The 12,400-nt window shown below is 55.0% G+C and carries 10 protein-coding genes; 5 read left to right on the top strand and 5 right to left on the bottom strand.

Annotation, left to right across the window (positions count from 1 at the left end):
• From B3M32_RS01055 to B3M32_RS01045, 3 genes are all read right to left on the bottom strand, one after another.
• Positions 1–757 (bottom strand): pectate lyase family protein (locus B3M32_RS01055; RefSeq protein ID WP_414655162.1); only part of this gene is annotated, 757 nt, incomplete at its 3' end.
• A 185-nt stretch (positions 758–942) separates the two neighbouring features.
• The gene (locus B3M32_RS01050) at positions 943–1,854 is read right to left on the bottom strand and encodes a Gfo/Idh/MocA family protein (RefSeq protein WP_290742573.1); all 912 of its coding nucleotides are present in this window, start codon (positions 1,852–1,854) and stop codon (positions 943–945) included.
• Complete coding sequence (locus tag B3M32_RS01045) at positions 1,851–2,531, bottom strand: 4'-phosphopantetheinyl transferase family protein (protein ID WP_290742570.1); 681 nt, start codon at positions 2,529–2,531, stop codon at positions 1,851–1,853. The genes B3M32_RS01050 and B3M32_RS01045 overlap by 4 nt, the downstream gene beginning before the upstream one ends.
• A 115-nt stretch (positions 2,532–2,646) precedes the next feature.
• Here B3M32_RS01045 and ybaK point away from each other — a divergent pair, with 115 nt between their 5' ends.
• Positions 2,647–3,147 (top strand): Cys-tRNA(Pro) deacylase, encoded by a 501-nt coding sequence (gene ybaK, locus B3M32_RS01040; protein ID WP_290742567.1) that lies wholly within the window; start codon positions 2,647–2,649, stop codon positions 3,145–3,147.
• 4 nt (positions 3,148–3,151) lie between these two features.
• Here ybaK and B3M32_RS01035 read toward each other — a convergent pair whose 3' ends face one another.
• Positions 3,152–4,159, bottom strand: a complete 1,008-nt coding sequence (locus tag B3M32_RS01035) for a glycoside hydrolase family 11 protein (protein ID WP_290742564.1) — start codon at positions 4,157–4,159, stop codon at positions 3,152–3,154.
• Positions 4,160–4,285: 126 nt separating this feature from the next.
• On the opposite strand from B3M32_RS01035, the gene B3M32_RS01030 reads away from it, so the two are divergent.
• Genes B3M32_RS01030 through B3M32_RS01015 form a run of 4 tightly spaced genes read left to right on the top strand, consistent with a single transcriptional unit; the run spans position 4,286 to position 11,366 of the window.
• Entirely contained in the window at positions 4,286–5,428 is a 1,143-nt protein-coding gene (locus B3M32_RS01030) for a glycoside hydrolase family 16 protein (RefSeq protein WP_290742561.1), read from the top strand.
• A 46-nt stretch (positions 5,429–5,474) separates the two neighbouring features.
• Positions 5,475–8,315: a DNA polymerase I gene (polA, locus tag B3M32_RS01025; RefSeq protein WP_290742558.1), complete on the top strand. Its 2,841-nt coding sequence runs from the start codon at positions 5,475–5,477 to the stop codon at positions 8,313–8,315.
• Between the two features lie 3 nt (positions 8,316–8,318).
• Positions 8,319–10,520 (top strand): excinuclease ABC subunit UvrB, encoded by a 2,202-nt coding sequence (gene uvrB, locus B3M32_RS01020; protein ID WP_290742555.1) that lies wholly within the window; start codon positions 8,319–8,321, stop codon positions 10,518–10,520.
• A 54-nt stretch (positions 10,521–10,574) separates the two neighbouring features.
• Positions 10,575–11,366 carry an acid phosphatase gene (locus B3M32_RS01015; RefSeq protein WP_290742553.1) on the top strand — a complete coding sequence of 264 codons (792 nt, stop codon included), beginning with the start codon at positions 10,575–10,577 and terminating at the stop codon, positions 11,364–11,366.
• 125 nt (positions 11,367–11,491) lie between these two features.
• Here the strand turns inward: B3M32_RS01015 and thrS are convergent.
• Positions 11,492–12,400 (bottom strand): threonine--tRNA ligase (gene thrS, locus B3M32_RS01010; protein WP_290742551.1); only part of this gene is annotated, 909 nt, incomplete at its 5' end.

The raw sequence follows: 12,400 nt of genomic DNA, 5'->3' as shown, positions 1-12,400 counted from the left end.
TGAACACGTTCCTTTCGATGCGGATATCCGCCTCGATGGCTGCACGCACGCAGTAGCTCGCATTCTTGCTGTCGAAGAGGTTGTTCGCCACATGCACCTTGCCAAAGCGCACGCGCGGCATGCGTTCCACCACGCCGTCCGCCCACCACGTATGGTGAATCGTCACATTCAGGTGTCCGCGGTCGCTCGTCTTTGTCTTGCTGTTGCCAATCAGGTTGCTGAACTGGTGGCCGCTCGATGCCGAGGTATAGCTGAACTTGGTCCACGAAATCGTCACGTAGTCCGAGGCGTTGGTGATGTCCAGGTTGCCGTCGTGACCGTCGTAAACATCCACATGGTCGATCCACACGTTCTTCGACTCGTGATTCACCTGCAGGCAATCCTCGTCATCGTCGTCGTGCGCGCCGACGCCCTTGAATTTCAGGTTGCGGATAATGACATTAGTAGATCCGCTCAACTTCATGGCGCTACCTGTCGTAGGCTGGGCGATAATAGCTCCCTGATAGCCGTAAATGGTAACGTTGCTGCCCACTTCGATCGGTCCCATGTAGGTTCCGGGCTTCACATAGATAATCTTGTTGCCCGCCTTGGCATAAGCCTTAAGATCAGTCACGTTGTCCACCGTGACCTCGGACTTACCCTTGCCACCCGTGGTACCGCCATTCTGTGTTGCGAATCCCGTCATCGGGAAATCCGGCGAGGTGACTGCCATGGCGCAGCTAACGAGCGTCGCGCCGAAAATTAGAGTTTTCTTCATAATCAACATCCCTTCGAAACTTGATTGTTCTCAAATTTCTTCTCAAAATTTACTCTAATTTTCAGCAAAAGTCAACAAGTTTTAACTAAAATTCTTGTAAAAATTCAATATACACGACTTTTTCGCGTCAAAAATGTTCTCAAAAATTTAAAATAATTTGAGAACATCGGGACGAAACGAGCTTTTTATTCCCCGGCGACCTTCACGCAGTCAGCGGCGTTCTGGGCGGCTCGACGCGAGAGGTCGGCACATGCCCCGGCAAGAATCTTCACGAAAAAACGGTGTTCGTTGTCGAGCGAATCGGGAATGTGGGCAATTTCCCCATCGGCCGTATAACGCGCGAGGCTCACGGTATAATCCGAATGCGGCTTTTCGGCAGACCGCCCAAAATCGACAGAGATTGTCCGCACGTCGCGATCGCTATCGCGGTTCACGAAGAAGTCGGCAGAGACGCCCCTGTAAGGGCCGCGGGCGACCACCAGGCGCAATATCGCGGCATCGTAGCATTCCTTACCGGCAACACCGACTGGCTCAAAATTCACGACGTCGACATCTCCGTACTTGAACAAAGTAAAGAACAGGCTCAGGTCGTGAACGAGCAAGTCGAGCGAGACGTTCACGTCGCGGCACCGTTCGGAATACCTGTGTTCGCGCCTGAATTCCAGATGAACGTCGAACGGCCTTTCCTTTTTTTCACAGGCTCCACACAGCGCACGCAGTTCCGCAAAAAAATGCTTGCGGAAATTGAGGAAAATCGGGTTATAGCATTCCGACTGCGCGACAAACAGCGTCGTTGCGTTCTTTACGGACAAGTCCACCAGTTCCTGCGCATCTGCCCCGTTCAATGCGAGAGGTTTCTCGATAAACACGGGGATGCGATGTTCCAGGAAATACTTCGCGTAATCGTAATGCGTCGTCGCAGGCGACGCGATAACCGCGAAGTCGACATCAGAAAGCGCGACACCGTTCACGATGCGGTCAAATTCGCCGGCATTGTCCGCGACGGCAATAAAGTTCACCCCACAGGCTTCATAGCGCGCCTTGTGGCGAGCGCCCATGGTTCCGTTCCCGACGAGGATTGCCTTGCAATTCTTCACAGCGCACCCAGGGAAAGTTGCCCCAAGTCGATGCCGTGATTTGCCGGCGCGCCCTTCAGGCAATACGCATAGCGGTAACCGTCTTCTAAATCCAGTTCCCGGAACGTATATTCCGGTCTCGGGCCATCGTGCCAGAGCGAAATCCCGTCCGGCGAAAGCGCGAGCGAAAACTTGTCGGGCGTAAGCGAGAGTCCGCGTCCCGTGACCTTCATGTAGCATTCCTTGAGCGTCCACAGGCGATAAAAGGCGTCGTCCTGCGCACGGAGTTCCGCAAAAGAGCGTATCCACCGCGTCTCGTTTTCCATGAAGAACCGTTCGGCAAGTTTGGAACGGCCTTCACGTACATGTTCCACGTCGCAACCCGTCTCGAATTCAGAGACCACGCACATCACGCGTTCCTTTGAGTGCGAAAGATTGAAGTGCACCTCCGGCACATCGCGAAAGGCGGGCTTGCCGTTTTCGCCACACAAGACATTCTCGTCGGCACCGGGAATTCCGAAATCTTCGCATGCACGGCGAAGCAGGAGCCCTACACCTAGCGACTGCTTTTGTCCCTTCGGGAACTTGAAACGCAGAGCCTTTTCGCGGCGATACGCGGGAACCGTCCCGAGAAGGCGTTCAAAGAGCGCCGCATCGTCGAGAGCCGTGATGTCCGCAATATACACACGCGTGTTCATGCTGGGGAATATAGAAAAATGACGTGTTGCATAAAAAGCGACGATGTTTTATATTTAATGACGTATTAGGGATCCCCGCCTTCGCAGGGACGACATCATAAAAATAGCAGAGAACATGGATATCAAGAAGACAAACGCCGCGCGGATTCTCGACCGGCAAAAGATTGCATACGAACTGATTCCCTACAAGGTCGACGAAAATGACCTGGGCGCACAACACGTGGCCGACAGCCTGGGCGAAGACATCAACCAGGTTTTCAAGACTATCCTCGTACACGGAGACAAAATCGGATATCTCGTATGCGTCGTGCCCGGGAATCTCGAAGTGGATTTGAAAGGGGCCGCGAAGGTGAGCGGCAACAAGAAAATCGATACCGTCCCGCTCAAGGACCTGACCCCGCTCACCGGCTACATCCGTGGCGGTTGCAGCCCGCTCGGGCTCAAGAAGAACTTCCCGATTTTCATTCACGAGACTGCATTGCAGTTCCCGTTCATCTATGTAAGCGCAGGCGAACGCGGCTTACAGCTAAAAATCGCACCCGCCGACCTCGTCAAGGCGACGCGTGCGACCGTGGGCGTGATTGCAAGAGTCCCGCCCGAAGCCCCGCAGGATTAACTACTTATTTTACGGTGATGCTGCGGACCGTCCCGCCCTGCTTCACCAGGAAGATGCCGGAATGGAACCTGGCCTTGATTGCATAGGTCAAGTCCGTATCGTTTTCCGTCTCGAAGGAAGTGAGGAATTTGCCCTGAGCGTCAAACACGAGCGACATGCCGCGGCCAGTTGTCATAGGACGAGGTCCCTGGATAGCCGTGGTCGACGAACTGCTGACCTCAGGAGCAACAGAAGAACTCGACGGCGTATCGCTCTCGATATAGACCTTCGCATAGGGGAAGTCATACTCGCCCCTGGCATTCGGCCCTTTGGTGCTTCCGGCTTCGCCAAGAATCTTGGCCTCGTGCATCTTGCCCATCTTCAAGCCGAGTTCTTCCCACTTCTTGAAGTGAGCCGTAATGTCGATGGTACCGCAATCGCGCGGTGTTTTACGAACGCTGAAATACTGCTTGAAGTACTTGTTATCGCCATCGATGGAATAAGAGGTGCGGTCTCCTTCGTAAACCGTATACTGGGCACCATCGATTTCAAATGTACCATGCTTCTTTGCAGAAGAACCTTGCGCCACCCAGTCGCCCGGCATATACTGGCTACCGGTGTTATCCACAATGTACCATTCCACCAGGGGCTCGCGAGTCCAGCCATAAATACCGATATAGGAATAGTCAATTTCAGAAAGACCGCTCTTGACCAGTTTGAAATCCGCCTTCATGTGGCCAAGTTCGGCATGGGTCTTGTCGCTATTGAAAGAAAGCCCCGCGCGGCAAAGGTAGTCCTTGGCGCCGGTCATCTGGCAGTTGAAAGAACCATCGTCGTAGAACGTTGCGGAACCACCGTTGCCGCCTTCGTTCCAGAGTTCATATCCGATACCGTTGCTGAACGAACCCACATTGTTCGTGGAGACCTCCACCTTGGAACCGCTATGGGCGGCAGTGTTGCAGAAATCCTGCGCAAACGCATTTGCAGCCAGGGCGCACATGGCAACCAGGCCAAACTTGAGAATAGCTTTCATACAAACATCCTTTTTTCAAGAAATCTACTACAAAAACACGTTTTCGCAGGGAGCATCCACCGCGCCCGTTATTCCAAGTTGGAACATCCAGGGTCCTGACGCAGGAATTTAGGCTATATTTAGAGAATGCTCAAAAAGTTCGCAGCGTCCCTTGTAATCGTCACGGCAGCAAGTGCCGCCTTTTTTGCGTGCTCCTCCGATTCAAGCAGTTCCGCACCCGCCGAGGAACCGCCCGCAGCGTCTTCCTCCAGCATCGACATTTCGATTCCGTACTCCGATGATACAATATCCTCGTCCGCATCACGTCATTCCGGGCTTGACCCGGAATCTTCCAGCACACCGTCCTCATCAAGCAGCGTAGATGGCGGGTCCATGCCCGCCATGACGAGTTCGTCGAGTCACTCCGAGCCTGACCCAAAATCTTCTAGTTCTTCACGTCTTTCCGGGATCGACCCGGAATCTTCCAGCAGCGAAATGCCCGCAAGCAGTTCCACGATCTTGCCAGAAAGCAGTTCCGCAACCATTTCCTCATCAAGCGAATCGCCTTACCTCTGGAACGACGAATTCAACGCAATCGACACCGCAAAGTGGACGTTCGAAATCGGTACAGGAGCAAGCGGCTGGGGCAACAACGAGAAGCAATACTACACCGCACGTAGCGAGAACGCCTATATCAAGGACGGCATCCTCCACATCCGCGCAAACAAGGAAAGCTACGAGGGCGCAGGCTACACCTCCACCCGCATGATAACCAAGGGCAAGTTCAGTTTCACGTACGGCACGATCGAAGCCCGCATCGCGCTCCCCGTAGGCAAGGGAATCTGGCCCGCGTTCTGGATGCTCGGCGAAAACATCGATCAGGTTTCCTGGCCCGCCTGCGGCGAAATCGACATCATCGAGGCGGTGAATAAAGAGAATATCGTCTACGGAACCAACCACTGGCAAACTGGAGGCAACCAAGCCGATTACGGCAACAACACGAACGATTTCCATGGAGCAAAGAAGGAACTCGATATCACGCAGTTCCACACATACAAACTAACATGGGATAACAAGCTTATCGCCATGTACGTAGATGATTTCAAGTACCACGAAATTTCCATCGAGAACAACGCCGGCGGCACCGAAGCATTCCACAAGCCGTTTTTCCTGTTATTGAACGTCGCCGTTGGCGGGAACTGGCCAGGATTCGAAATAGACGATTCGCAGTTCCCGAACGAAATGCTCGTAGACTACATCCGGATTTTCAGCGACCTGCCGACTCCCTAGCCATCCGTTTTTTTTCTTCGGCACGCTATTTTTCTACATTCAAACCATGGCCGAAAAGACTTTATTACTGCTCGATTCCTATGCGCTTGCGTTCCGCATGTTTTATGCCTATTCGCAGAACCCGCTGAAAAACAGCCAGGGCGAAGAGGTCTCGATGATGCACGGATACTGGGGCGCTGTGCTACGCATTCTCGCCCAGCACAAGCCGACGCATTTCGCAATCGCTCGCGACGTAGCACACACGAAGACTTTCAGGCACGAACTTTACCCCGACTACAAGGCGAACCGTGGTCCCATGCCCGAAGAAATGGCAGCGCAGATGCCGCTCCTGGGCGAAAGCCTGGAAGCTAGCGGAATCCCTCTCCTCTCGGAACCGGGTTACGAGGCGGACGATGTAATGGCTAGCACAGCAACGGCGGCCATCGAAGCCGGTTTTGACCATGTTGTCATCTTGAGCAAAGACAAGGACATGTCGCAAATCGTGACCGACAAGATCCACCTTTTCCATTTAACAAAAGGTGCTGACGGAATCGATTTCGGTCCGGAACAGGTTCTCGAAAAATACGGTCTACCTCCCGAAAAAATTCGCGATTACCTCGCACTCATGGGCGACGCAAGCGATAACGTTCCCGGCGTACCCAAGGTGGGCCCGAAGACGGCCATTCAGTTGCTGAACGACTTCGGAGACATGGACAACCTCTACGCGAACCTGGACAAAGTCACCAAGAAAGGGCTGCACGACAATCTGGAAAACAACCGCGAAAAAGCCTTCCTCAGCCGCGAACTGGTGACGCTCCAGACCAAGCGCGCCTTCAACGGAAATCTCGACGCTCTTGAATATAACGGGCTTCACGTGGATACGCTCGCACAGATGTTCAGGGACCACGAAATCAACAGCCTGCTGCGCCTGCTTGAAAAGATTCCGAGCAAGACAGGCTTTGTCCACGAAAATGACAGTACCGATTCCGGGAATGGCGAGGGAGTGGAACATGCCGATTTCGGGACAGACACTCTCCCCACCTACATCTGCGTCGACAACGACAAGGTCTTCGAACAGATGAAGGCGGAATTCGCCGTTGCCGCCCAAATCGGCGTCGATACCGAAACCGACGGGCTCGACCCCATGCAATGCAACCTGGTAGGACTCTGCCTCGCCGCAACAGATAGCGACGGAACTGTCACGAAGGGCTACTATGTGCCGCTCGGACACACCGACGAAATCGGGTTCCCGCTCCCGCCCGCAAAGGGTGGCAACTTCGACTTCAACAAGGCCAAGGCCTGGTTCTGCGATTTTTTCGCAGACAAAACCCCGCTCAACGATTCCGGCGCCCCCCGTTCCTTCGTTTTCCACAACGCCAAATTCGACCTGCACGTACTCGCGCGGGCGTTCAAGATTTCACAGGCAGTCATCGACAATGCGAATATAGTCGACACGCTGATTGCCGCATGGATGCTTTCACCGGGACAATCGGGACTCGGGCTCGACAACCAGGTGATGCAACGTCTGCAGCACGAGATGATTCCGATAGAGAACTTGATCGGCCGCGGCAAGAACCAGATTACGTTCAACCGCGTTCCCGTTAAGGACGCGACCGAATATGGCGCCGAAGATGCGGTCTATACGCTGCGCCTGTGGACTCCGCTCCAACGCGAACTTGCCAAGCTCGATTACGAAAAGTATTTCTTTGAACAGGAAATGCCTCTCCTGAAGGTCCTCTACCAGATGGAATCCGTCGGTGTCGCCATCGACGTTCCCGCCCTCAAGAAACTCGAGCAGGAACTCGCCCACCGCATCGAAAATCTGGAAAAAGAAATTTGCGACATGGCAGGTTTCGAATTCAACATCGGCTCGCCAAAGCAACTGGGCGAAGTTCTGTTCGATACACTCGGCCTTCCTGAAATCAAGAAACGCAGCACCGACGCCGTCGTCCTCGAGGAACTCAGTTTCAAGGCCCCGCACCCTATCGTATTCTCCGTCATCGAATACCGCGAACTCAAGAAAATGCAGAGCACCTATATCTCGGTGCTTCCCACGCTGGTGAATCCCGAAACAAAGCGCATCCACACGAGTTTTATCCAATGGGGCACAGCTACAGGCCGCCTTTCTAGCCGCGATCCGAACCTGCAGAACATTCCCGTACGCAGTGATCTCGGCAAGAAAATCCGCGCCGCATTCGTCCCGCAAGGCAAGGATAACGTCATTCTCGCTGTAGACTACTCGCAAATCGAGCTCCGCATGCTTGCGCACCTGAGCGGAGACAAGGCGCTCATCGAAAGCTACAAGGAAGGCATCGACATCCACGCCCGCACAGCAGCAGCAATCAACCACGTGGACATTGGAGAAGTCACAAGCGACATGAGGCGCGACGCCAAGGTGGTGAACTTCGGCGTACTTTACGGCATGACCGCTTTCCGCCTAAGCCGCGACTTGAAAATCCCGATGTCGCAAGCGAAGGGATTCATTGACGGCTATTTTGAAATGTACCAGGGGGTACAACAGTATATCGAAGACATCAAGACTGCCGCACACCGCGACGGCTACGTAGAAACGCTTTCCGGTCGCCGCCGTTACATTGCCGGCATTGACAGTTCCGACCGTATGGAATCACAGATGGCCGAACGCATGGCGGTAAATACACCCGTACAAGGCTCCGCCGCCGACCTCATCAAGATTGCGATGATTCGCATCCAGAAAAAAATCAACGACGAGAACCTGCCGCTACGCATGATGCTGCAAGTGCACGATGAACTCGTATTCGAATGCCCCCGTGACCAGGTGGACGCCATGGCCGCGATGGTCAAGGCCGAAATGGAAGGTGCGATGCAACTGAAAGTCCCTCTCGTGGCAAGCGTCGGATTCGGCACAAACTGGCTCGAGGCCCATTAAGACATGGCACGCGCACGCAAGACAATTACACCTGACCCGTATGCGAAACCGATAGCGAAACCGCTACCGCCCGAGCAGAGTTTGCCGGGAAAGTTGAAACAGTTCCAGTCGCCGACGCGCGCAAACTTCGAACTCGTGAGCCCCTACGGTGCAGCAGGTGACCAGCCGAAAGCGATTGAAGAATTGACGACCGGATTCAAGAACGGCGAACAGTTCCAGACGCTCCTTGGCGTCACAGGTTCCGGCAAGACCTTCACGATGGCGAACGTCATCAAGAACGTGGGCAAGCCGACGCTGATCCTGACGCACAACAAGACGCTCGCGGCGCAGCTATATCAGGAATTCAAGGCGTTTTTCCCGCACAATGCGGTGGAATACTTCGTAAGCTACTACGACTACTTCCAGCCCGAAGCGTACATCCCGCACACGGACACGTTCATCGAGAAAGACGCGAGCATCAACGACGAGATTGACAAATTGCGCCTGCGTGCGACCGCGAACTTGCTCACCCGCCGCGACGTAATCATTGTCGCCTCCGTTAGCTGCATCTACGGTTTGGGCAGTCCGAGTGAATATTTTGATTTGATGGTTCGCATCAAGAAGGGTGACGTTTACGACCGCGACAAGATTCTGCACGACCTGGTGCGCATCCAGTATACGCGAAACGATTTCAGCCTGGAACGCGGTTCTTTCCGTGTGCACGGCGACGTGATCGAGATTCACCCGAGCTATGACGAAGAAGGACTCCGCATCGAACTTTTCGGCGATGAAGTAGACCGTCTCGTAAGATTCAACATGGTCACGGGCGAAGTCTCGCAGGAACTCGACGAGATGACAATCGCTCCGGCGAAGCACTTCGTGACAAAGGAAGAAGGCCGTGCAGGAATCTTGCAGCGCATGCAAGTGGAACTGACCGAGCGCCTCGCCGAACTCGACAAGGAAGGCAAGGTTCTGGAATCGGCCCGTCTCAGCAGCCGCACCCGCTACGACATGGAAATGATCCGCGAGACCGGCATGTGCAGCGGCATCGAGAACTACTCGCGCATTATCGAGAACCGCGCCCCGGGTACGCGTCCGTTCACGCTTATCGACTACTTCGGCGACGACTGGCTCCTGATGGTGGACGAATCCCACGTGAGCATTCCGCAGGTGGGCGGCATGGCCGAAGGCGACAAAAGCCGCAAGACAACACTCGTGCAGTACGGGTTCCGCCTCCCCTGTGCGCTGGACAACCGCCCGATGAACTTCGCCGAGTTCGAATTCATGTACCCCAAGCAAGTGCTCTTCGTGAGCGCCACCCCCGGCGACTACGAACTCACCAAGACGGGCGGCGTGGTGACCGAACAAATTAACAGGCCAACCGGACTTCTGGACCCGAAAATCGAGATGTTTCCCATCAAGGGCCAGATGGACGTCCTGCTCTACCGCATCGAAGAAGTCGTCAAGAACGGCGACCGCGTGCTGGTCACGACGCTTACCAAGAAGATGGCACAGGACCTCACCGATTTCTTTGTAGAAGCGGGTATCCGCGCGCGCTACCTGCACAGCGACATCAAGACTTTGGAGCGCCACGAACTCATCCGCGGACTCCGCACTGGTGAATTCGACGTACTTGTGGGCATCAACCTGCTGCGCGAAGGCCTCGACCTGCCCGAAGTGAGCATGGTCGCGATTCTCGACGCCGACAAGGAAGGATTCCTGCGCAACTACAGGAGCCTCATCCAGACGATGGGACGCGCAAGCCGCAACGTGAACGGCACCGTATTGCTCTTCGCCGACAACATGACCGACAGCCTGGAAAAAGCCATTACCGAAACCGCCCGCCGCCGCAGCGTGCAGGAAGAATTCAACAAGGAACACGGCATCACGCCGAAGTCCGTGACCCGCAAGATCGAAGAAGACCTGAGAATCAACGACCCGCTGGGCGACATTGGCGACGATTCTATCGACGACGACTACGAAGATGACAGCAACGGAATTCGCCCGATGGAACCGCTGCAGCCCAGTTCTAGACGAAAGACGAAAGACGAAAGACGAAAGAATGGTTCTAATTACTCCAAGCGTGCGGAGAACGCCAAGCTGAGCGCGGCCGTCGGTGCCACCGCACAACTCGAAGACCTCGAGCGCCAGATGAAAGAAGCGGCAGCGCGCCTCGATTTCGAAGAAGCCGCCCGTCTCCGCGACATTATTCGCGGCATGAAATAACACCCATTCTTGCAATCAAGGTGAAGTCCGCATTTTAATATTTATTTTTAAAGCATGAACATTCTCAAGAAGTCCTTAATCGCAATCGCCCTTTGTGGGGCTGCTTTGTGCAGCTTTGCCGCCGATGTCAAACCCTATGTGGATGCCGATGCGCTTCCGGACGCGCTGAACTATTACCCTGCGCCCCCCGATACCATGTCGCCGCAGTTCATGTACGACATATCGCAGTACATGTGGGGCAAAAAGATGCGGCAGGATTCCGCACGCGCGGCCCTTGCGGTGGCTCAGGCGGCAGAAACCGTCGAAGAGATGGCCGCAATGTTCAGTGAACCTTTCGGGATGGAAATATCGGCAAAGAAGACGCCTGCCATCATGAACCTGCTTGAACGCGGAGTCCTGACACTTAGAAAAGTGGGGAGCAAGGCCAAAAGGCACTACATGAGGCGTCGCCCTTATGACCGCTTTAACGAGCCGACGCTTGTCCCTGCCGAAGAAGAACGCCTGAGAACGAATGGCTCCTATCCGTCGGGACATACAGCCCGTGCGTGGGCCATGGCCCTGTTGCTGGTCGAGGTGAACCCGGCAGCCCAGGATGCCCTGCTGAAATACGCCTACGAATGGGGACAGAGCCGCGTAATCGCAGGCTTCCACTGGCAAAGCGACGTAGATGCATCCAAGGTTCTTGTCTCGGGCGCCTATCCGAGCCTACATACAAATGAAACCTTCATGGCCGACATGCGCAAGGCCCAGGCCGAATTCAAGAAGCTGAAGGCCGCCGAAAGCAAAGGCTCTGCACCGAAACCCGCCGCAGGGAAACCCGCTACACCGAAGGCCGGAAAGAAGTAACCCGCTGCAGTTCCAGTAAGAATTGAAAAAAAACGCAGGCTCGGGTTGAGTCTGCGTTTTAAGTTTTTGAGATCCTTCGACTTCGTGCCTTACGGCACTTCGCTCAGGATGACACGCGGGCGTGGTTACCGCACAACCTTACGGTCTTCTTCCGTCATCTTGAGGAAGTCGGCAACCTTCATGCTGCCTTTATCCCCATCCTTACGCTTACGCACGGACACGACGCCATCAGCAACTTCTTTCTCGCCGACGATGAGGAGGTACGGCACCTTCTGGAGTTCGCACTGGCGGATCTTGTAGCCGAGCTTTTCGTTGGATTCGTCGACTTCCACGCGGACGCCGGCGTTCACGAGTTCCTTTTCGACCTGCTTCGCATAGTCAACGAACTTCTCGGAAATCGGGAGCACGCGGGCCTGAACCGGAGCGAGCCACAGCGGGAAATCGCCCATAAATTCTTCGATAAGGATGCCGAGGAAGCGTTCGATGGAACCCACGGCGGCGCGGTGAAGCATCACCGGAATGTGCTTCTGGTTGTCCTTGCCGACGTACTCGGCACCCAGACGCTGCGGCAAGTTGAAGTCCACCTGGATGGTACCGCACTGCCAGTCACGACCGAGGCTGTCCTTCAGCGTGAATTCGAGCTTCGGGCCATAGAAGGCACCTTCACCCGGGTTCAAAACGTAGTCGAGGCCAGCGAGCTTCGTAGCTTCGGCGAGGGCGGCTTCAGCCTTGTCCCAGATTTCGTCGGAACCCACGCGCTTTTCGGGGCGGGTGGAGAACTTCACCACGATATCGTCGAAACCGAAGTCGTGGTAGATTTCCTTGACGAGGGCGCAGAAGTCGGCCACTTCGCTTGCAATCTGGTCTTCGGTACAGAAGATGTGGGCGTCGTCCTGCACAAAGCCGCGCACACGCATCAGGCCGTGCATCGTACCGGCAGGTTCGTAACGGTGGCACTTACCGAATTCGGCAAGGCGCATCGGAAGGTCGCGCCAGCTGCGGAGACCCGTGTTGAAAATCTGGATGTGGCAGGG

Source organism: Fibrobacter sp. UBA4309 (assembly GCF_002395745.1).
Lineage (GTDB): Bacteria > Fibrobacterota > Fibrobacteria > Fibrobacterales > Fibrobacteraceae > Fibrobacter.
Note: the sequence above shows the minus strand (reverse complement) of the source record. Positions and strands in the feature narration are given on the sequence as shown.